The sequence below is a fragment of the Saccharothrix sp. 6-C genome (genome assembly GCF_016695385.1).
GTDB classification, from domain to species: Bacteria; Actinomycetota; Actinomycetes; order Mycobacteriales; family Pseudonocardiaceae; genus Actinosynnema; species Actinosynnema texasense.
Genome location: NZ_CP064192.1, coordinates 1,342,482 through 1,362,177, shown reverse-complemented (window position 1 = coordinate 1,362,177; position 19,696 = coordinate 1,342,482). Strand labels below are relative to the sequence as shown.

The 19,696-nt window shown below is 73.2% G+C and carries 19 protein-coding genes; 5 read left to right on the top strand and 14 right to left on the bottom strand.

The window, feature by feature from the left end; genetic code table 11:
* Positions 1-66 precede the first annotated feature (66 nt).
* From IOD16_RS06440 to IOD16_RS06425, 4 genes are all read right to left on the bottom strand, one after another.
* Entirely contained in the window at positions 67-1,914 is a 1,848-nt protein-coding gene (locus IOD16_RS06440; RefSeq protein ID WP_201439279.1) for a helix-turn-helix domain-containing protein, read from the bottom strand.
* A gap of 4 nt (positions 1,915-1,918) precedes the next feature.
* Positions 1,919-3,280 (bottom strand): MFS transporter, encoded by a 1,362-nt coding sequence (locus IOD16_RS06435; RefSeq protein WP_201439278.1) that lies wholly within the window; start codon positions 3,278-3,280, stop codon positions 1,919-1,921.
* Positions 3,281-3,318: 38 nt separating this feature from the next.
* On the bottom strand, positions 3,319-4,086 hold the full coding sequence (locus IOD16_RS06430) for a 3-hydroxybutyrate dehydrogenase (protein WP_123743188.1): 768 nt from the start codon (positions 4,084-4,086) through the stop codon (positions 3,319-3,321).
* A gap of 766 nt (positions 4,087-4,852) precedes the next feature.
* Positions 4,853-5,581 (bottom strand): TetR/AcrR family transcriptional regulator, encoded by a 729-nt coding sequence (locus tag IOD16_RS06425; protein ID WP_201439277.1) that lies wholly within the window; start codon positions 5,579-5,581, stop codon positions 4,853-4,855.
* A 37-nt stretch (positions 5,582-5,618) separates the two neighbouring features.
* On the opposite strand from IOD16_RS06425, the gene IOD16_RS06420 reads away from it, so the two are divergent.
* Positions 5,619-6,827 (top strand): MFS transporter, encoded by a 1,209-nt coding sequence (locus IOD16_RS06420; protein WP_236594784.1) that lies wholly within the window; start codon positions 5,619-5,621, stop codon positions 6,825-6,827.
* An 88-nt stretch (positions 6,828-6,915) separates the two neighbouring features.
* Here IOD16_RS06420 and IOD16_RS06415 read toward each other — a convergent pair whose 3' ends face one another.
* The 6 genes from IOD16_RS06415 to IOD16_RS06390 form a co-directional block, all read right to left on the bottom strand.
* Entirely contained in the window at positions 6,916-8,037 is a 1,122-nt protein-coding gene (locus IOD16_RS06415; RefSeq protein WP_201439276.1) for an LCP family protein, read from the bottom strand.
* 71 nt (positions 8,038-8,108) lie between these two features.
* The gene (locus IOD16_RS06410; RefSeq protein ID WP_201439275.1) at positions 8,109-8,498 is read right to left on the bottom strand and encodes a DUF3037 domain-containing protein; all 390 of its coding nucleotides are present in this window, start codon (positions 8,496-8,498) and stop codon (positions 8,109-8,111) included.
* The gene (locus IOD16_RS06405) at positions 8,482-9,276 is read right to left on the bottom strand and encodes a HipA family kinase (protein ID WP_201439274.1); all 795 of its coding nucleotides are present in this window, start codon (positions 9,274-9,276) and stop codon (positions 8,482-8,484) included. The genes IOD16_RS06410 and IOD16_RS06405 overlap by 17 nt, the downstream gene beginning before the upstream one ends.
* Before the next feature lie 246 nt (positions 9,277-9,522).
* Positions 9,523-10,284 (bottom strand): SGNH/GDSL hydrolase family protein, encoded by a 762-nt coding sequence (locus tag IOD16_RS06400; RefSeq protein ID WP_201439273.1) that lies wholly within the window; start codon positions 10,282-10,284, stop codon positions 9,523-9,525.
* A 55-nt stretch (positions 10,285-10,339) separates the two neighbouring features.
* On the bottom strand, positions 10,340-11,422 hold the full coding sequence (locus IOD16_RS06395) for a lactonase family protein (RefSeq protein ID WP_236594783.1): 1,083 nt from the start codon (positions 11,420-11,422) through the stop codon (positions 10,340-10,342).
* Positions 11,423-11,564: 142 nt separating this feature from the next.
* Positions 11,565-12,434 carry a PPK2 family polyphosphate kinase gene (locus tag IOD16_RS06390; protein ID WP_201439272.1) on the bottom strand — a complete coding sequence of 290 codons (870 nt, stop codon included), beginning with the start codon at positions 12,432-12,434 and terminating at the stop codon, positions 11,565-11,567.
* Positions 12,435-12,576: 142 nt separating this feature from the next.
* On the opposite strand from IOD16_RS06390, the gene rocD reads away from it, so the two are divergent.
* The 4 genes from rocD (at position 12,577) to IOD16_RS06370 (ending at position 16,975) form a co-directional block, all read left to right on the top strand.
* A complete protein-coding gene (gene rocD, locus IOD16_RS06385) occupies positions 12,577-13,824 on the top strand; it encodes an ornithine--oxo-acid transaminase (protein ID WP_123743198.1) in 1,248 nt (415 codons plus the stop codon).
* 73 nt (positions 13,825-13,897) lie between these two features.
* On the top strand, positions 13,898-15,289 hold the full coding sequence (locus IOD16_RS06380; RefSeq protein WP_201439271.1) for a DUF2252 domain-containing protein: 1,392 nt from the start codon (positions 13,898-13,900) through the stop codon (positions 15,287-15,289).
* Positions 15,290-15,438: 149 nt separating this feature from the next.
* Positions 15,439-16,143 carry a histidine phosphatase family protein gene (locus IOD16_RS06375; RefSeq protein WP_236594782.1) on the top strand — a complete coding sequence of 235 codons (705 nt, stop codon included), beginning with the start codon at positions 15,439-15,441 and terminating at the stop codon, positions 16,141-16,143.
* Positions 16,121-16,975, top strand: coding sequence for an NAD(P)H-hydrate dehydratase (locus IOD16_RS06370; RefSeq protein WP_201439269.1), 855 nt, complete (start codon positions 16,121-16,123; stop codon positions 16,973-16,975). The genes IOD16_RS06375 and IOD16_RS06370 overlap by 23 nt, the downstream gene beginning before the upstream one ends.
* Here IOD16_RS06370 and IOD16_RS06365 read toward each other — a convergent pair.
* The 4 genes from IOD16_RS06365 to IOD16_RS06350 form a co-directional block, all read right to left on the bottom strand.
* The gene (locus IOD16_RS06365; protein ID WP_201439268.1) at positions 16,972-17,184 is read right to left on the bottom strand and encodes a hypothetical protein; all 213 of its coding nucleotides are present in this window, start codon (positions 17,182-17,184) and stop codon (positions 16,972-16,974) included. The two genes, IOD16_RS06370 and IOD16_RS06365, sit on opposite strands and share 4 nt — an antisense overlap.
* A gap of 130 nt (positions 17,185-17,314) precedes the next feature.
* A complete protein-coding gene (locus IOD16_RS06360) occupies positions 17,315-17,461 on the bottom strand; it encodes a hypothetical protein (protein ID WP_201439267.1) in 147 nt (48 codons plus the stop codon).
* 141 nt (positions 17,462-17,602) lie between these two features.
* Complete coding sequence (locus IOD16_RS06355) at positions 17,603-19,240, bottom strand: ABC-F family ATP-binding cassette domain-containing protein (protein ID WP_201439266.1); 1,638 nt, start codon at positions 19,238-19,240, stop codon at positions 17,603-17,605.
* 189 nt (positions 19,241-19,429) lie between these two features.
* Positions 19,430-19,672, bottom strand: coding sequence for a DUF3040 domain-containing protein (locus IOD16_RS06350; RefSeq protein WP_201439265.1), 243 nt, complete (start codon positions 19,670-19,672; stop codon positions 19,430-19,432).
* Positions 19,673-19,696 lie beyond the last annotated feature (24 nt).

The window sequence follows — 19,696 nt, the reverse complement described above, 5'->3', positions numbered from 1 at the left end:
CGCCGCTCGGCGCGCTCCGGGGGCGGCCGAGCGGCGGGACCCGCGTGCCGCGCACAGCGCGGTCGGTCAGGGGCCGAGCACCTTCATCAGCTTGAGCGCCAACTGGACTTCGAGCACCCGTTCCGGCGACTGCCAGTCGTCGCCCAGCAGGCTCGCCACCCGGTCCAGCCGCTGCACCACCGTGTTCACGTGCACGTGCAGCTCTTCCTTGGCGCGGCTGAGGTTGGCGCCGCACGCGAAGTACGCCGTGACGGTCCGGACCAGCTCGGTGCCCCGGCTGGAGTCGTAGTCCAGCAGGGGGCCGAGGGTGGACCGGACGTACCCGGCGACGTCCGCCCGGTCGCCCAGCAGCACGCCGACGAAACCGAGGTCCGCGAGCGTGCCGCCGGTGCCCTTGCGGCCCAGCTGCAACAACGCCTTCAGGCACCGCACCGCCTCGGCGTGCGCGGCGGCCACGCCTTCCGGGCCGTGCGCCGGACCGCCGGAGCCCACGGTCACCGGCAGGCCGACCGCCTTGCCCAGCACCCGCGCCGCGTCCCGCGCCGCGCACGCCGGGTCCGCGCCGGGCAGCACCAGCACCACGTGCTCGCCGTGCACGCCGGCCAAGCCGCGACAGGCCGACGCGTGGTGCGCGGCGGCGGCGAGGAGCCGGTCACGCGGGCCGTCCGCGACCAGCACCACGTGGTCGGCCGCCAGTTCCACGCCGACCCGGCGGGCACGGGCGCGCACCGCGACCGAGTCCACCGCCGCCGTGAGCAGGTCGGTGATCAGCTCGCCGCGCACCTTGTTCTCCGCCTCGGCGACCGTGCGGCGCAACAGGAGCAGCAGGGCGGTGACGACGCCCGCGCGTTCGAACAGCCTGCGGTCGGCGTCGCCGAGGTCCGGGCGGTCGGTGAGCGTGATGCCGCCCAGCAGCTCGCGGCCCGCCAGCACCGCGCACACCCACGTGCCGTCCTGCGGGATGGCCCGGCCGCTGGCGCGGGACGCGTTGACCGCCGCACGGGGCGTGAGCGCGCTGGTCGTGCCGATGCGGGCCAGCTCGACGCCGTCGCTGTCGTGCACCACGATCCCGCCGTCGAGCACCTTGGCCACGGCGGCGGCCACCTCGGGCACGTCCGCGCCGCGCAGCACCAGGTCGGTGAGCCGGTCGTGGGCGTCCTCGGCGCGGCGCATGGCCTCGTTGTGCGCGCTGATCGTCTCGCCCGCGGCCCGGGTCTCCTCCAGCAGGTGCGCGGTGTCCAGCGCGATGGCGGCGTGGTCGGCCAGCGACGACAGCAGCGCCACCTCGTCGGGCGGGAACTGGCGCGGCGAGCGGTTGGCCGCGTAGAGCACGCCGATCACCCGGCGGTCCAGCTTGAGCGGCACGCCCAGAATCGCGACCAGGCCCTCGTCGCGCACGGCCGCGTCGATCGGGCCGGTGTGGTTGAACCGGTCGTCGGCGAAGTAGTCGGCGGTCACGTACGGCCGGGCGGTCTGCGCCACCAGCCCGCCGAGCCCTTCGCCCATGCCGAGCCGGACCTGTTGGAACAACGCGGAGATCGAGCCGTCGGTGACCCTCATGTACGTGCCGCGACCCGGCTCGTTCATGCTCAGGTAGGCGATGTCCGCGCCGAGCAGCAGCCGGGCGCGCCGCACGATGGACCGCAGCACGGCGTCCGGGTCGCGCACGCCCGCCAGGTCGTTCGCGGTGTCGAACAGCGCTTCCAGCTCGGCTTCCCGGCGGCGGTGCGCGGTGAGGGTGCGGCGGATCCGCAACGCCCACTCCGAGGCGCGGGCGATGCGGTCCAGCTCGTGGTCCGGCACCCCCGCCGCGCGGGCCGCGGGGAGCACCGCCGCCAGCTGCTCGCTGCCCGCGTCGGTCGCGAGCAGGCCGAGCAGCTCCAACAGGTGCTCCACCGCGTCCGCCTCGCTCATGCCCTCATGCTCGCACTGAGGGGATCTCGGCGTCGGTCCGGTTCAGGGAGCTGCCCTTCGTCTCCTTCGCCACCACCACGGCGATCACCGTCAGCACGCACATGGCGAGCACGTACAGCACGATCGGGAACGAGCTGTCGTAGGCGGCGAGCAGCGCGGTCGCGATGAGCGGCGCCACCGCGCCCGCGCCGATCGACGCCAGCTGGTAGCCGATGGACGCGCCCGAGTAGCGCACCTTCGTGCCGAACAGCTCGGAGAAGAACGCGGCCTGCGGGCCGTACATCGCGCCGTGCAGGAAGAGGCCGATGGTGACCGCGAGCGTCATCGGGAAGAACGACTTCGTGTCCAGCAGCGCGAAGAACACGAACATCCACAGGCCGATGCCGACCGTGCCGATCAGGTAGGTGGTGCGGCGGCCGATCCGGTCCGACAGCGCACCCCACAGCGGGATGGTGACCAGGTGCACGAACGAGGCGATCAGCACCGCGTTCAGCCCGGCCGAGCGCGGCATCCCCAGCTCCGAGGTGATGTAGACCAGGATGAACGCCGTGATCACGTAGTAGGACACGTTCTCCGCCATGCGGGCGCCCATCGCGATCAGCACCTCGCGCCAGTGGTCGCGCACGACGGCCACGATCGGCGGCTTCTGCTTCAGCCCGGCAGCTTTGCCGGCCGCGACCTTCTGCTGTTCCGCCTTCCTCTGGGCTTCCAGGAACACCGGCGACTCGGACACGCTGAGCCGGATCCACAGTCCGATCAGGACGAGCACGCCGGACAGCAGGAACGGCACCCGCCAGCCCCACGACAGGAACGCCTCGTCGGTCTGCACGGCGGCCAGCACCGCGAGCACGGCGGTGGCCAGCAGGTTGCCCATCGGCACGCCCGCCTGCGGCCAGGACGCCCAGAAACCACGTCGTTCGGCGCTGCCGTGCTCGGACACGATGAGCACCGCGCCGCCCCACTCGCCGCCCAGCGCGAAGCCCTGGATCAACCGCAGCAACGTCAGCAGCAGCGGCGCGGCCACGCCGATCGCGGCGTAGGTGGGCAGCAGGCCCATGGCGAACGTCGCGCCGCCCATCAGCAGCAGGCTCAGCACGAGCAGCTTCTTGCGGCCGATCTTGTCGCCGAAGTGGCCGAACACCAGGCCGCCCAGCGGACGGGCCAGGAAGCCGATCGCGTAGGTGGTGAACGCGAGCAGGGTGCCGTTGAGCGGGTCCGCCGTGGGGAAGAACAGCTTGTTGAACACCAGTGCGGCGGCGGAGCCGTAGAGGAAGAAGTCGTACCACTCGATGGTCGTGCCGATGAGGCTGGCTATGACCACCTTGGCGAAGGACTTCTTCGGCTGCGGAGGGGCGGCGTTCGTCATGTCGGTCACCACTTCGTCGGGGATGGGCGAACGGGGGGCTACTGGGCGGTCCAACCGCCGTCGATCGTGAACGACGAGCCGGTGACGTGACCGGAGTGCGCGCCGCACAGCCACAGCGCGACGGAGGCCACCTCGGCCGGTTCGATGAGCTGCTTGATGGCGTGCCGGGTGAGCATCACGTCGGTGAGCACCTGCTCGGGCTCGATGCCGTGCGCCAGGGCCTGGTCGGCGACCTGGTTCTCCACCAGCGGCGTGCGCACGTAGCCGGGGCTGACGCAGTTGCTGGTCACGCCGTGCGGCGCGCCTTCCAGCGCGATGACCTTGCTCAGCCCTTCCAGGCCGTGCTTGGCGGTGACGTAGGCGGACTTGAAGGCGCTGGCCCGGGTGCCGTGCACGCTGGAGATGTTCACCACCCGGCCCCAGCCGCGCTGGTACATGTGCGGCAGGACGTGCCGGGCGAGCAGGAACGGCGCGGTGACCATGACCCGCTGGAGCAGCGCGAACCGGTCGGGCGGGAACTCGTGGACCGGCGCGACGTGCTGCAGGCCCGCGTTGTTCACCAGGATGTCGACCTCGGCGGGCAGGTCGCGGACGGGGTCGTCGCCGGCGAGGTCGACCACGTGCTCGGTGCCGCCGGTCTCGCGGGCGGCCTCGACGACCGAGTCGCCGTCGCGGTCGACGAGGTGCACCTTCGCCCCGGCTCGGGCGAGGGCGACCGCGCAGGCCCGCCCGATGCCGCTGCCGGCGCCGGTGACCAGGGCGGTGCGACCGGACAGGTCGTCGCTGTGACCGGGGACACTCGTCATGGCCCGAAACGCTAGGTGGCCTGCGGCGCACGGCACATGTGACCGAGCCCCACAACCTGTGGGCGAGGGGTGTGTTCAGCCGACAGTTAACGACAAAGGCATCCAGTTGTCGAATACCGGGTGAAGCGGAGGTGGGGCCGTGGGTAGGCTACTTTGGCCCGTTCGGGGGACGAACGACGTCTTGGGGGTTACCTAGTGTCACTCACACCGATCTATGACGACCTGCTGCGCGAGTTCGAGGGGATCATCCTCGTCAGCCAGGCCGCCGAGGCGGTCCAGACCTCGGTCGAGACCCCGGGCGACGCCGCTGCCGAGGCCCCGGCCCCGGCACAGAGCGCGGTCCAGGCGCCCGCGCCGGCCGCGGACCGGACCGCGGCCCCGGCCGCCACCCGGACCGCCGCGCCCGCCACCGCCCGGACCTCCCTGCCGGTCGGCGCCCGGACCACGCTGCCGACCGCCACCCGGCCACCGCGCCGGCCGCGGACCAGGCCGACCTCCCGGCCACCGCCCGGACGGGCCTGCCGACCGCCACCCGAACCGCGCCGCCGACCGCCTCCCGGGCCGCCGAGTCGCCCGCCGCCCGGACCGCCGCCCGGACCGCCCTGCGGCCGCCGCGCCGTCCACGAGCCCGGCCGCCACCGCGGCCGTCACCGTGCCGAGCGCCGCGCGGACCGCGCCGAGCGTCGCCGAGACCGCGGTCCTGGCCGCCGTGCCGGCGGCGGAGCCGGTCACGTCGCCGACGCCGGACGAGAACTGACGGGGACCTTCAGGACGTCGGAGCCCTCTTCGAGGCGATGAGGGCTTCGACCCCGTCCAGCAGCAGTCGCAGCCCGAACTCGAACTTGTCCCCCGTGTAGGGCGCGACACCCGCCCGCACGGCCGCGAGCAGCGCCGGGTACCGCTCGAAGTCGACCAGCTCGCGGAGCGCGGCGTCGCGTTCGCGCATCTCGTCGGCGCTCGGCTCGTGCGCGTCGAGGCCCAGCCTGGCCTGGCCGCGCACGTAGGCGTCCACCGACTCGACCACCGCCATCTTCTCCGCCTGGGTCAGGCCGGTGCCCTCCAGCACGCGCAGCGCCGAGTCCATCCACCGCAGCAGGTTCGGCCCGGGCGCGGCCACCGTCGCGACCAGTTGCAGCACCCACGGGTGCTTCTTGTAGCCCTCGTGGTCGTTGCGCGCCCACGCCTCCAGCTTGGCCCGCCAGTCGCCCGGCCAGTCGTCCGGCAGCGGGTCGTCGCCGCCGACCGAGTCCGCCATCAGGGCTTCCAGCTCCGCCTTGCCCGGCAGGTAGGTGTAGAGCGAGGCCGTGCCGACGCCCAGCTCGACGGCCACCCGGCGCATGGACAGCGCGGCCAGGCCCTCGGTCTCGGCGATCCGGATCCCGGCGGCCACGATCCGCTCCGCCGTCAAGCCCCGCCGCGGGCCGCGGGCGGGGCGGCGGGCGTCCTTCCACAGCAGTTCCAGCACTCGCCGCTGGGCGTCGTCCTTTGCGTTCATGATGAAACTCAGTATACCGTTCGGAGTTGTACGAACGGTGTTCGAAGTTTTGGGGGACGACGTGGAAGACGAGGCCGCGGACCGGGGGACGGCACGGGAACGGCGCACGTTGACGGCGGCGACGCTGGCCAACGGGCCGACCGAGCTGATCGACTTCGTGCTGCCGCTGTGGGCGGGCGCGACCATCGGGCTGAGCGCCACCGAGGTCGGCGCGCTGATGGCGGTCGAGATGGCGTTGTCGGTGCTCGTGCGGCCACTGGCGGGCGTGCTGGCCGACCGCTGGGACCGGCGGCGCACCGCCGCGATCGGCGCGCTGCTCTACGCGCTGTCGTGCGCCGGGTACGCCACGGCCCAGAGCGCGCCGCTCGCGTACGGCGCGGCGGCGGTCGGTGGCGCGGGTGGCGCGCTGCTGTGGGTCGCCGTCCGCGCGATCGTCAGCGAGCGGCTGGCCGAGGACACCGCGGTGTTCCCCCGCCTGCTCGCCGCGCAGGAGACCGGCTCGTGGGTGGCGTTCGTGGCCGGCATGGCGTTCGTCGGCACGGTCGGCTACGCGGGGCTGTTCTGGGCGTGCGGCGCGGCGTGCGTGGCGGCGGCGGTGTTCCTGCTCGCCGCGCCGGGGCGGCGGGCACGCGGTGGCCAGGGCGTGGCGGCGGCCGGGTTGGGCGCGGTGGGCAAGCGGTTGCGGCCGATGCTGTTCGCCGTGGTGATGACCATGGCGGCGGAAGCGGCCGTCGGGTTGTTGCTGCTCCTGCACCTGCAACGCGGGTTCGACCTGGGGTTGCGGGAGGTGGCATTCGTGTTCCTGCCGGGCGCGATCGCGATGAGCGCCGCCGCCGAGCCCCTGCACCGGTACGTGCTGCGGTTCGGCCGGCGGTCGGTGCTGGTGGGCGCGTCGCTGGCCAGTTGCGCGTTCGCGGTCGGCCTGGCGTGGGCGCCGAACCCGTACGTGATCGCGGGGCTCTGGGTGCTCAGCGGGCTGGCGTGGGCGGCGGTGATGCCGGTGCAGCAGGCCGTGATCGCCGAGGCGGCCGACGGCCAGGTGGGTCGCGCCATGGGCGTGTACGAGGCGGCGTGCCTGGTCGGTGCGCTGATCGGCAGCCTGGCGGCGGGCGCGCTGTACGACGGGGCGCACTGGTGGGTGGCGTGCGTTGTCGCCGCCGGGATGATCCTGGCGGGCGCGGTCGTGGTGCCGAGGGCCGTGCGCCTGCTCGGTGTGCCGGACGTCCCGGTCGCCGAACCCCGCTGAACGCGCGGACGACCGCGATCCGGACAACGCGCCGCAGACGCGGACGGGCCGCCGGGTGCGTGTGCCCGGCGGCCCGTCCGTGACGCGACTACTTCGGTTGCGGCAGCAGGTCGGCGGGGACCGGCTCGTCCTTCTCCAGCGCGCCGAACAGCCGCAGCGCGTTCTCCCGGTCCCACTGCACGACCGAGCCCGCGCCCGGCACGGTCGGCGTGCCGCCCACCGGCACGGTCACCGTGTCCACTCCCCCGCCCATGGCGAACGCCATGCCCGCGAGGTGGTGCAGGTGGTCGTCGGCGTTCACCGAGATCGAGTCCGTGCCCGCGAACAGCAGCGGGAACGCCCGGAACGGGTTGGCCAGCGTGCCGAAGCTCGTCGCCTTGTCGGTCAGCGCGGCGAGGAACTTGCGCTGGTTCTCCACCCGTTGCAGGTCGGCCGTGGCGAACGCCCGCGAGCGGACGAAGCCCAGCGCCTGCGTGCCGTCGAGCTCCTGGCAGCCCGGCTGGAGGTCCAAGCCCGCCAACGGGTCCTGCATCGGCTCCTCGATGCACATGTCCACGCCGCCGACCGCGTCCACGATCCCGGCGAAGCCGCCGAAGCCGATCTCCATGTAGTGGTCGACGTGGATGCCCGTGGCGCCCTCCACGGTCTGCACCAGCAACGACGGCCCGCCGAACGCGAACGCCGCGTTGATCTTGTTCTTGCCGTTGCCGGGGATGTCCACATAGGAGTCGCGAGGGACGCTCACCAAAGTGGACTTCCCGGAGCCCTCCGGGATGTGCAACAACATGATGGTGTCCGTGCGCCGACCGCCCGCGTCACCGGTGGACAGCTCGGCCTTCTGCTCCTCGGTCAGGTCGTCGCGCGCGTCCGACCCGACGAGCAGCCAGTTGGTGCCCGGTGTGTCCGCCGGCCGGTCCGCGTAGTCGGTCAGCGCGTCGATCCGGCGCAACGACCCGTCGACGTAGAACCACATGCCGATGCCGAAGGCCAGCAACAACACCAGGACCACGCCGATGATCCGCCCGATCCTCGGCTTGCGGCGGCGCGGCGCCGGGCGTCCCGCCGGCTGGTACGCGGCGCGCTGCCCGTACCCGCCCTGCTGCGGCCCGCCCTGGGGCCCGCGCTGCCGCGGCTGCCCGCCCTGCCGCGGTTGCCCGCCCTGTCGGTATCCGCCCTGCTGATACCCGCCCTGCTGGTATCCGGCGTTCATCAAGCGACCCCGTCCGTGTGTCGGTCACTGCTCGCACCTAAAGACGCGGTGCGCGGCGAGAGGTTGCCACCCTAGTGGTCGGGCGGCAGCACCAGCGCGGCCAGCAGGCGGTCCAGCTCCGCCTCCGGGTCGTCCGTCAGACCGGTGTGCGCGGGCGAGGTCTGGACGATCGTGCTGCGCGGCGCGGTCAGCCAGCGGAACCGCTGACCTGCGGAGGTGCGCGACACAGGACCCGCCGTCGGCACGCCGTCGCACGACAGGCCCAAGTGCTCCAGCGTGGCCCGCAACACCTCCACGTCCAGGAACGGGTCCAACGCCAGCACCCGGCGCTCGTCGACGTGCACGCGCGCGCCGAGGAACTCCAGGTCCTTGCAGTAGACGAGCACGCCGACGTTGACGAACTCGCCTCGCTCCTGCCTGGGCACCGCGCGCAGCAGCGCGTACTCAAACACGTGCGGCACGGGCGGCCTCCAGTGCGTCGACCCACGCCCGCGGCGCGGCCAGGCGGGCGGTGAAGAACGACTCGTACGCCTCGCGCACCGCGGCCGGTGCGCCGAACGCCTCGTCCTGCGCGAGCCACGCGTCAGGCACGAGCGCCAGCACCTCCCGCACCAGGTCGGGCGTGACGCGGGCAGTGAGCTCCGCGTCCACCCCCGCGAGGTCCCCCGCGAACGGCAGCATCAGGTGGTCCGCCGCGTCGAACCGGTAGGTCGCCGCCGGGAACCGCTCCGGCCGCCACGAGTGGTGGAAGTACAAGGACGCGCCGTGGTCGATGAGCCACAACTCGCGGTGCCAGAGCAAGGTGTTCGGGTTGCGCCAGCTGCGGTCGACGTTCGACGTGAGCGCGTCCAGCCACAACAAGCGGGCGGCGGCCTCCGCGGACGGCTCCCGCACCACCGGGTTGTAGTCGAACGACCCCGGCAGGTAGTCCAACCCCAGGTTGAGCCCGCCGCTGGCCTTCAACAGCTCCTGCACCTCCTGGTCCGGCTCGGCCCGACCCAACTCCGGGTCCAGCTCCACCAAGACGATCTCCGGCACCCGGAAACCGAGGCGGCGGGCCAGCTCACCGACCACGATCTCGGCGATGAGCGCCTTCACGCCCTGACCCGCGCCCCGGAACTTGAGCACGTACATGCCCAGGTCGTCGGCTTCGACGAGCCCCGGCAAAGAGCCGCCCTCCCGGAAGGGCGTGACGTAGCGGGTGGCCGCGACCTGGCGCAGCCCGTTCGAGTGGTTCACGGGGTTAGTTTGCCGCTGCTCCGCAGGCGGCGGCGAGGTCGCCCGGAAGTCGACCGTTCGCGCCCTGATTCCCGACGATCGAAAAGCGTGATCGTCGGGAATGAGGACGCGAACGGTCGACGCGACCTCGCGGCGAGGGTGTGACCACGCGGGTGGACGGGTGTGGTGAGCGGTGTGGGCGAGGGGGTGGCGAGGGCGAGGGCGAGGGGGTGAGTGGGCGAGGGGGTGGGGTGGGTGAGTGAGGGGTCAGGTGGTGGAGGCGCGGGTGGCGGCTTCGGTCAGGGCGGGCAGGTAGCCGGACTCCTGGCCCGCCCGGTTCGGGTGGTAGGAGCGGTCGACCGGGACCAGGACCAGGCCGTTCAGCCACGGCTCGTCGGCGCACACGCCGTGGCCGTCGAAAGCGTCCCGCACGTCCGCGTACTCGAACCCGGCCGCCTCCGCCCGGTCACCGGTCACCTCGGCCACCGCGTCCGCCGCCCGGTTCACCGCCTCCCGCTTCACCCCGCTCATCAAGCACCACGTCTCGTGCGAGAACAACCGGGGGTAGCCCAGCACCACCACCTCGGCCGACGCGGCCCGCCGGTCGGCCACCAGGCCGTACAGGGCGTCCAACCGGCCGGGCAGCTCGTCGCGGACGAACCGCTCGGCCTCGTCGACCCGCGACACGCACTCGTCGTCGTCGCCCAACGTGCACGTGGTCATCACGTCGGTGAACCCGGCGTCGTTGCCGCCCACCGTGATGGTGACGAGCGTGGCGCCCGGCGTGATCCGCTCCACCTGCCCGGTCACCTCGGCCGTCGTGGCGCCGGCGCACGCGGCGTGCACCAGGGACGCGTGGTGGCGCTGCGCCCACAGCGCCGGGTACGCGTTCGGGCTCCGCCGGCAGTCGTCGGACGACTCGGCGCCCGCGCCGAGGCCCGCCGCGTAGGAATCACCCAACGCGACGAGCTCCGGCGCGGCCGGCGCGGGTGTGAGGGCCATCAGCAGCGCGAACGCGAGCATGTTCATGCACCGGTGCTACCAGTGCGGACAGTCCCGCCGGCGGAAGTTAACCCGTCGGGAGTTACCTCTTCAGGGCGACGCACACCGGGATCGGGGCGGCGGTGGTGCTCGTCAGCCGCAGCTTCCCGGTGGTCCGGTCCACCTCGAACGTGGTGATGTTGTCCGAGTTCTGGTTGGCCGCCAGCAGGAACCGGCCGGACGCGTCGAGCGTGATGTGCCGGGGGAACTTCCCGCCCACCGGCGTGGCCTCGACCAGCCGCAGCGCCGCGCCGCCGCGTTCCACCGCGAACACGGCCACGCTGTCGTGACCCCGGTTGGACAGGTAGGCGAAGCGCCCGTCCGACGACACCACGATCTCCGCCGGGTAGTTGCGCGGCGCGGTCGGCGCGCCGGCGGGCAGCGTGCTCACCTTCTGGCCCGGCGTGAGCACGCCCCGGTCGTAACCGGCCACCACGATCGTGGAGTCGAGCTCGTTGGCGATGTAGGCGTGCTTGCCCGACGGGTGGAACGCCAGGTGCCGCGGCCCCGCGCCGGCGTGCACGCGCGCCGTGGCGGCCGGGGTCAGCTTGCCCTCGCCGCTGAGCCGGTAGCTGTGGACCGAGTCGGTGCCCAGGTCGACCGCCAGCACGAACTCGCCGGTCGGGTCGGCCAGCACCTGGTGCGCGTGCGGCCCCTCCTGCCGGTCCGGGTCCGGTCCGGCACCCTTGTGCACGACCAGGTCCGTGCGCTCACCCAACCCGCCGTCGGGCAGCACCGGGTGCACGGCCACGCTGCCCGAGCTGTAGTTGGCCGACAGCAGGAAACCGCGGTGCAGCGCCAGGTGGCACGGGTCCGCGCCGCCGGTGCTGCGGCTGCCGAGCACCTTCGGCACCCCGTCCGGGCCGACCGCCAGCGCGGTCACCTCGCCGTCGGACTTCTCGTTCGCCGCGTACACCCGGCGGCCCGCGTCGATCACGAACGACGGGTTCGGTACGTCCGGCACCACGCCGGTGACGCGCAGCCTGCCCGTCGCCGGGTCGTACGCGCCGAGCCCGAGACCCGTGCCACCGCCCGCCCAGGACGTGTAGGTGCCCAGGTAGGCGCGGATCTCCGCCCTCCCGTGGCCCCCGTCGGACTCGGCCGCTCGCGCGACACCCTCGGTCATCAGCAACCCCGCTCCCACGCCAACGGCACCCAGGAACCGCCGCCTGTCCACAACCACACCGAACCTCCGCTCGACCGCCCGCGGCGGTCCCACAGTGGCCTGGACCACTGCGCCCAAGCAAGAGGTGCAACGAAGATTGCGTCTAGCGCAACGGGTCGGCGTCCCGGAGCCGTGCCAACTCGACGGCCGGATCGTACGAGGGTTCCGGGTAGGCGGGCGCGAGGTCCCGCAGCGCCTCCAGCAGCAGCCGCGCCACCACCCAGTTGCGGTACCACTTGCGGTCCGACGGCACGGCGTGCCAGGGCGCGACCGGCGTCGAGCACTTCACGAGCGCGTCGGAGTAGGCCAGCTGGTAGCGCGAGAACTTGGACCGCACCTCCAGGTCGCCCGGGTTGTACTTCCAGCGCTTGAGCGGGTCCTCCAGCCGGGCGATGAGCCGTTCGCGCTGCCGTTCCGGCGAGATGTGCAGGAAGCACTTGACCGTGGTCACGCCCTGGTCGGCCAGCTCCGCCTCGAACGCGTTGATCTGCCGGTAGCGCCGCCGCCACTCGGTCGACGGCACGAGGTTGTCCACCCGCGCGACCAGCACGTCCTCGTAGTGCGAGCGGTCGAACACGCCGATGTGGCCCGGCGGCGGCACCTGGCGGCGGACGCGCCACAGGAAGTCGTGCCGCAGCTCGGTCCGGGTCGGCTTCTTGAACGACGCGATGCGCAGGCCCTGCGGGTTGACCAGGCCCGCGACGTGCCGGATGGTGCCGCCCTTGCCGGAGGTGTCCATGCCCTGGAGCACCAGCAGCACCCGCCGGTCGCCGCCGCCCGTGCCCTCGGCGTACAGCGCCTCCTGGAGCCGGTCCAGCTCGCGGCCGATCACCGCCATGTCCGCGGCGGCCTCGGACTTCGAGCGTGGCCCGACCGGCGTCGCGGCCGGGTCGACCCCGGCGAGGTCGAAGCTCTCCGGATCCACCCGGAAGGCGTCGGATATCGACTGGACCTGCGCGGACTTGTCGGCCATCGTCGGAGGGTATCCCGTCGATCATGGGCCTACCGGTCACGCAATGAATCGCCGCGAAAAAGTCCGATTGCGCAACGAACATGACGGATGCGCAACGCCTGACGGATGAATTCGCTGGCGCAGGCCCCTTAGTGTTGGTGACATGACCGCCATGGCCGCAGCTCTGAGCTCCCAGCGCTTCATCTCGCTCGACGAGGAATGGAGCACGCACAACTACCACCCGCTGCCGGTCGTGATCTCGCACGGCGAGGGGGCGTGGGTCACCGACGTGGACGGGCGCCGCTACCTGGACTTCCTGTCCGGCTACTCGTCGCTGAACTTCGGCCACCGCCACCCCGACCTCGTCGCCGCCGCGGTCGAGCAGCTCGGCCGGGTCACGCTGACCAGCCGCGCGTTCCACCACGACCAGTTCGGCCCGTTCTGCCGCGAGCTGGCCGAGCTGACCGGCACCGAGATGGTGCTGGCGATGAACTCCGGCGCGGAGGCCGTCGAGTCGGCGATCAAGGTCGCCCGGAAGTGGGCGTACCGGGTGAAGGGCGTGCCCGCGGGCACGGCCGAGATCGTGGTCGCCGGGTCGAACTTCCACGGTCGCACCACCACGATCGTCTCGTTCTCCACCGACGACACCGCCCGCGAGGACTTCGGTCCGTTCACGCCGGGCTTCAAGGTCGTCGAGTACGGCTCGCTGGACGCGTTGCGCGACGCGATCACCGAGCGGACCGCCGCGGTGCTGCTGGAGCCGATCCAGGGCGAGGCGGGCGTGGTCGTGCCGCCCGCGGGCTACCTGGCGGGCGTGCGGGCGCTGTGCGACGAGCACGACGTGCTGATGATCGCCGACGAGATCCAGTCCGGGCTGGGCCGCACCGGCGAGCTGCTGGCGCTGGACCACGAGGGCGTGCGCGCCGACCTCTACACGCTGGGCAAGGCGCTGGGCGGCGGCATCATGCCGGTGTCGGCGGTGGTCGGCAGCCGCGCGGTGCTCGGCGTGCTGCGGCCCGGCGAGCACGGGTCGACCTTCGGCGGCAACCCGCTGGCGTGCGCGGTCGGGCGGGCCGTGGTGCGGCTGCTCGCGACCGGCGAGTTCCAGCAGCGGTCCCGCGAGCTGGGCGCCCACCTGCACGCGCGGCTGGGCGAGCTGGTCGGGCACGGCGTGGCGGAGGTGCGCGGGCGCGGGCTGTGGGCCGGCGTCGAGATCGCGCCCGGCGGACCGCGCGGGCGGGCGGCGTCGGAGGCGCTGGCCGGGCTGGGCGTGCTGTGCAAGGAGACCCAGGACACCACGCTGCGCGTCGCTCCCCCGCTCGTCATCACGCGCGAGGAGCTGGACCGCGGGATCGACGCGGTCGGCGAGGTGTTGAGCACTCAGCGCGACCCTCGTGCCCGGTTTGCCTGATCCGCCTGATATCGCAGGTCACAGACGTGTCGAGGTCGGTGTGATCGCCGGTCTCGACCCGCATCCTTGGCCCATGGGTGAACGCAAGCGGGCTCGCGCGGCCGTCGCGCTGGGACAGTGGGTCGAGCCGGAAGAGGTCCTGGCTCGCGGACGGGGGCTGCGGGCGGCGGTGAGCCACCAGGCGCACCGGGAGCTGGCGTTCGCGCCGGACCGGCCGTCCGTGGTCGACTTCGTGGACGCGTCGAACGAGGGTCGCCTGCCGCACCTCGTGCCGCTGCGGATCGGCCGGATGCTCGTCTCGCCGTTCGCGTTCTTCCGGGGCAGCGCCGGGCTGATGGCGGGCGACCTGGCCGTGGGCCCGCGCAGCGGGCTGGACGCGCAGCTGTGCGGTGACGCGCACGCGGCCAACTTCGGCCTGTACGGCACGCCCGAGGGCCGCATCGTGATGGACATCAACGACTTCGACGAGACGCTGCCCGGCCCGTGGGAGTGGGACCTGAAGCGCCTGGCGACGTCGCTGGTGCTGGCGGGCCGGGAGGGCGGCGTGTCGGAGAAGGGCTGCCGCGACGCGGCGTCCGACGCGGTGCGCGCCTACCGGGGCGCGGCGCGGCACCTGGCCGAGATCCCGTTCATGGAGTCGTGGAACGCGCTGGGCGACGAGTCGGCGTTGTCCAAGTCGAAGGCCGACGACCTGCTGGACGACTTCACGAAGGCCGCGTCCAAGGCGCGCAAGAACACCAGCGCGCGGGTGGCGGCGAAGTGGACCCGGCGCGAGGGCGAGCACATCCGGTTCGTGGCGGACCCGCCCGTGCTGTCCCGGATCTCCGACGAGACGGCGGCGACCGTCGTGGCCGCCCTGCCGTCCTATGTGGACACGCTGCGCGAGTCGCGGTACAACCTGATCATGCGCTACAGCGTGTCGGACGTGGCGTTCCGCGTGGTCGGCACCGGCAGCGTCGGCTGGCGCAACTACCTGGTCCTGCTGCACGGCAACGGCGACGAGGCGCTGGTGCTGCAGGCGAAGGAGGCGCGCCCGTCGGCGCTGGCGCCGTTCCTCGGCGCGTCCGCCGGGAACGCCGGCCAGTCGGGCAAGCACGAGGGCAAGCGGATCGTGCACGGCGCGCGGCTCGTGCAGGCCGAGACCGACATCCTGCTCGGCTGGACCACGATCGAGGGCCGGGACTACATCGTCCGGCAGTTCCGCAACCGCAAGGGCGAGATCGACGCGACCACGCTGAAGCGGGACGACCTGGACGACTACGGCCGGCTCGCGGGCGCGCTGCTGGCCCGCGCGCACAGCCGGTCGGTCGACCCGCGCCTGCTGGCCGGGTACTGCGCGGGCGGCGAGGAGCTGGACGAGGCGATCGCCCGGTACGCGCTGGGCTACGCCGACCGGACGTGCGCCGACCACGAGGAACTGGTCGCGGCGGTCAGGTCCGGGCGGTTGCCCGCTGATCGCGAGTGACCCGACGGGCCACCAGGAACAGCACGACCGCGGGTGCCAGGCGTTCGCAGCACGCGTCCACGTCGTCCACGTCGTCCACCGGAGGTTCCCACCTCGGCTGACGCCTCCCTGGAATGCCCCCGCAGTCCCGTGCCACTAAGTTCGCTGGAGTGGAGTGGATAGGGGTCATCAGGCACGGCGAGAGCAACGGCAACGTGGCGCGCGAAGCCGCCGAGTCGGCCGGGGACGACGTCATCGACATCGCCGAGCGGGACGCGGACGTGCGGCTGTCCCCCGCCGGTGAGCAGCAGGGCCGGGCGCTGGGGAGGTGGTTCGCCTCGATGCCGCACGAGCAGTGGCCGGACCTGGTCGTGGCGTCGCCGTACCGGCGGACCCTCGACACCGCCGCGCTGGCGCTGCGGGGGCACCCCCGGATGCTGGTCGACGAACGGTTGCGCGACCGCGAACTGGGCGTGCTCGACCTGCTGACCACGCACGGCGTGGCGAACCGGTACCCGGACGAGCTGGTGCGCAAGCGCCGGCTCGGCAAGTTCTACTACCGGCCGCCGGGCGGCGAGTCGTGGGCCGACGTCCTGCTGCGGCTGCGGTCGCTGCTGCGCGACCTCGACGGGCAGCGGGTGCTGTTGTTCGCCCACGAGATCACGCCGTTCCTGCTGCGCTACCTGCTGGAGGGCCTGCCCGAGCGCGACATGCTGGCCTACGCGCACCACTCGACCGTGCCCAACGGCTCGCTGACGTCGTGGCGGCGCGAGGACGGCGCGTGGTTGTTGGAGCGGGAGTTCGAGAGCGACCACCTGATCGAGCACGGCGCCGAGCCCACGGAGACCGCAGATGCCACCACGCGTTCAGCCTGAGCCCATCACGTCGGCCCTGTTGCGGGAGTGGCCGCGAGGACGCGAGGACGGCGGCACCGTGCTGGTCGTGGGCGGCTCGCGGCGCGTGCCGGGCGCGGTGCTGCTCAGCGGGATCGCGGCGCTGCGCACCGGCGCGGTGACGCTTCAGCTGGCCGTGGCGGACCGGCACGCCTCCGGCCTCGGCTTGGCGGTGCCCGAGGCGCTGGTGGTGGGCCTGCCGGAGACGGAGTCGGGTGCGGTGTCGCGCGCGGCGGCGGACGAGCTGGGCGACCTGGTGGCGGACGCCTCGGCGGTGGTCGTCGGGCCCGGCCTGGTCGACCCGGACGAGACGGCCGCCCTGCTGGAGCGGTTGCTGCCCGCGACGCGGGGGCCGGTGGTGCTCGACGCGTTCGCACTGGGCGCGCTGGGCCTGCACCCGTCGCTGGGCGACCCGGTGCGCGGTCGGGTGGTGCTCACGCCGAACGTGGTGGAGGGCGGGTACCTGCTGGGGTCGGAGGTCGAGGACCACGTGGAGGCCGCGGTGGCGATAGCCGGGAAGTACGACGCGGTGGTGAACCTGATGGGCGTGGTGGCGGCGCCGGACGGCCGGGTCTGGCAGGACGGCACCGGGCACGTCGGGCTGTCCACCTCGGGCAGCGGCGACGTGCTGGCCGGGCTGGTCGGCGGGATGCTGGCCCGCGAGTCCGACCCGGCGCTCGCCACCTGCTGGGCCGGGCACGTGCACGCGATGGCCGGGCAGCGGCTGGTGCCGCGCACCGGGCTGACCGGGATGCTGGCCCGCGAGCTGCTGGACGAGGTGCCGCGCGTGCTGGTGGAACTGCGGTCGCGCTAGACGCGGAACGTCCGCACGACCAGGTGGGTGGTGGCCGCGACCACCAGTGCGCCGGTGACCACGTGCGCCGCAACCAGCGGCAGCGCCGGCGCCTCCTGCGCCGACCCGATCACGCCCTGGGCCGGCGACACCGCGAACACGGCCGCGGGGGTGCGCGGCACGATCGCCGCGCCGAGCTGGAGCCCGACCAGGACCACCACGGCCGGCACGTGGCACGACGTCACCTCGGCGGGGTCGAGGCCGAACCGGCGGGCGTGCCCGGCGCCAGGCCACCGCGATCACCGGAGCGACCGTGATCAGGCCCTGGAGCGCCCCTGGCCGCTCGCGGAGGGGTTCGGCTCAACCGCCGCCACCGCCGTCGGACGAGTTCGGCGCCTGACCGTCGTCGGGGCGGCCCGGGGCGTGGTGGGTCCGCACGGCCAGGACGATTCCGCTGAGGATGACGATCACGGTGGCGACGAGCGCCACCACCAGGCCGGTGTCCATGCGCCGAGTGTGCCGCACCGACCCCGGTCCGCGGTGGCCTTCACCCGCCCGGCCCAGCCGACCTGGACCCGGACGTCCGCACCGCCAGGTGCACGACGGCCAGGGCGGCGGTGACCACGCGCGACCGCCGCCGCCGATCGCCTACCGGGCGCGCTTGACCCGCGTCTCGTCCCACACCGGCTCGTCCACCTCGACCACCTCGCCGTCGGACCGGAACAGCAGGAACCGGTCGAATCCGCGGGCGAACCAGCGGTCGTGGGTGACGGCGACGACGGTGCCGGTGAAGCCCTCCAGCGCGTCCTGCAACGCCTCGGCCGAGTTGAGGTCGAGGTTGTCGGTCGGCTCGTCCAGCAGCAGCAGCGTGGCGCCGGACAGCTCCAGCAGCAGCACCTGGAACCGCGCCTGCTGCCCGCCGGACAGCGTCTCGAACCGCTGGTCGCCCTGCTTGCCGAGGCCGTAGCGGCTCAGCACGGCCATCGCCGCGCCCCGGTCAAGGCCCTTGCGGCCGCCCTCGCCGTGCCACAGGACGTCGACCAGCGTGCGGCCGACCCACTCCGGGTGCTGGTGGGTCTGCGCGAACAGGCCCGGCACCACCCGTGCCCCGAGGCGGCACACGCCCGTGTGCGCGACGTCGCCGCCGCCGAGCAGCCGCAGGAAGTGGCTCTTGCCCGAGCCGTTGGACCCGAGGACCGCGACCCGGTCCTCGAAGAAGATCTCCGCGTCGAACGGCTTCATCAGCCCGGTCAGCTCGAGGTCCTCGACGATGACGGCCCGCACGCCGGTGCGGCCACCGCGCAGGCGCGGCGTCACCTTCTCGTCGGTCGGCAGCTCCGGCGGCGGGCCCGCCTCCTCGAACTTCTCCAGCTTGGCCCGCATGACCCGGTACTTCGCCGCCATCACCTCGCTGATCCTGGCCTGGATCTGGAGCGTGCGGACGAGCTCCTTGAGGTGGTCGTGCTCCTCGTTCCAGCGGCGGTGCAGCTCGGCGAGGCGGTCGATGCGGGCCGCGCGGGCGGCGTGCCAGGTGCCGAACGAGCCGGGGTGGGTCCACGCCGAGTGGGCCTCCACCGTGACGACGTGCGTGGCGGCGACGTCGAGCAGCTCCCGGTCGTGGCTGACCAGCAGCACGGCCTTGCCGGTCTCGCGCAGCCGCTCCTCCAGCCACCGCTTGCCCGGCACGTCGAGGTAGTTGTCCGGCTCGTCGAGCAGCAGCACCTGTTCGGGGCCCCGCAGCAGCGCTTCGAGCACCAGCCGCTTCTGCTCGCCGCCGGACAGGGTGCGCACCTCGCGGAACCGGGCCCGGTCGAAGGGCACGCCGAGCGCGGCGACGGTGACCGTGTCCCACAGCACCTCGGCGTCGTAGCCGCCGACCTCGCCCCACGCGGTGATCGCGTCGGCGTAGCGCATCTGGGTGGGCTCGTCGTCGGTCTCCATGAGCTGGAGCTCGACCTCGTCCAGCGCCTCAGCGGCGGCCCGCAGCGGCGCGGGCGACGCGGCCAGGAGCAGGTCGCGGACGGTGCTCTCGTCGCGGACCGAGCCGACGAACTGCGGCATCACGCCGAGGCCGCCCTGCACGCGGACGCTGCCCGCGGTGGGTGTCAGCTCGTGGGACAGGATCCGCAGCAGCGTCGTCTTGCCGACGCCGTTCGCGCCGACCAGGGCGACCACGCTGTTCGTGCCGACCTTGAACGACACGTCGCGGAACAGCTCGCGGCCGTCGGGCAGGCGGAAGGCGAGGCCGTTGGCGTCCAGGAATCCCACCCGCGCATGGTCGGCCATGTCCGCCGCGCAAGGCCAGCGGATTAGGCCGTTTCCGCGAAGTGTGACGCGACTCCCTCGTTCAGGGGGAGTCCGGGGGGTCGAGGTGCACGGCGTGGCTGGGCGCGGTCGGGCGATGAGCTCGCTGCGGTCGGAGTGCGCCGGCCCGCTCGTGCGGAACCCCCTCGGGTCACCGCGGGCGGTGCCGGCTCACCGCCAGCTGTAGCCGCGCATCAGCATCAGGAGCGCGCCGAAACCCAGCGACGCCAGGGCGGGGCCGATCGCCCCGAGGACCAGCAGCAGCACGCCCAGGCCGCCGAACGTGGCCACGAGGGCGTAGCTGAGCATCGGGTGCCGGGGTTTCCCGGCGACGAGCGCCGAGGCCAGGCCCGGCTCCTCGTCCGCGAGTCTGGTTTCGATCTCACTGAGGGTGCGGCGTTCCGCTTCGCTCATCACCGCCGGTGGATACCCTGCGCC

What these genes read in the sequence shown, in the direction of transcription:
- IOD16_RS06400 (WP_201439273.1), bottom strand. Translation starts at nt 10,284, where the DNA reads ATGAACATGCTCGCGTTCGCGCTGCTGATGGCCCTCACACCCGCGCCG.
- IOD16_RS06425 (WP_201439277.1), bottom strand. Translation starts at nt 5,581, where the DNA reads ATGAACGCAAAGGACGACGCCCAGCGGCGAGTGCTGGAACTGCTGTGG.
- IOD16_RS06430 (WP_123743188.1), bottom strand. Translation starts at nt 4,086, where the DNA reads ATGACGAGTGTCCCCGGTCACAGCGACGACCTGTCCGGTCGCACCGCC.
- IOD16_RS06395 (WP_236594783.1), bottom strand. Translation starts at nt 11,422, where the DNA reads ATGACCGAGGGTGTCGCGCGAGCGGCCGAGTCCGACGGGGGCCACGGG.
- rocD (WP_123743198.1), top strand. Translation starts at nt 12,577, where the DNA reads ATGACCGCCATGGCCGCAGCTCTGAGCTCCCAGCGCTTCATCTCGCTC.
- IOD16_RS06390 (WP_201439272.1), bottom strand. Translation starts at nt 12,434, where the DNA reads ATGGCCGACAAGTCCGCGCAGGTCCAGTCGATATCCGACGCCTTCCGG.
- IOD16_RS06435 (WP_201439278.1), bottom strand. Translation starts at nt 3,280, where the DNA reads ATGACGAACGCCGCCCCTCCGCAGCCGAAGAAGTCCTTCGCCAAGGTG.
- IOD16_RS06350 (WP_201439265.1), bottom strand. Translation starts at nt 19,672, where the DNA reads ATGAGCGAAGCGGAACGCCGCACCCTCAGTGAGATCGAAACCAGACTC.
- IOD16_RS06355 (WP_201439266.1), bottom strand. Translation starts at nt 19,240, where the DNA reads ATGGCCGACCATGCGCGGGTGGGATTCCTGGACGCCAACGGCCTCGCC.
- IOD16_RS06360 (WP_201439267.1), bottom strand. Translation starts at nt 17,461, where the DNA reads ATGGACACCGGCCTGGTGGTGGCGCTCGTCGCCACCGTGATCGTCATC.
- IOD16_RS06370 (WP_201439269.1), top strand. Translation starts at nt 16,121, where the DNA reads ATGCCACCACGCGTTCAGCCTGAGCCCATCACGTCGGCCCTGTTGCGG.
- IOD16_RS06415 (WP_201439276.1), bottom strand. Translation starts at nt 8,037, where the DNA reads ATGAACGCCGGATACCAGCAGGGCGGGTATCAGCAGGGCGGATACCGA.
- IOD16_RS06440 (WP_201439279.1), bottom strand. Translation starts at nt 1,914, where the DNA reads ATGAGCGAGGCGGACGCGGTGGAGCACCTGTTGGAGCTGCTCGGCCTG.
- IOD16_RS06380 (WP_201439271.1), top strand. Translation starts at nt 13,898, where the DNA reads ATGGGTGAACGCAAGCGGGCTCGCGCGGCCGTCGCGCTGGGACAGTGG.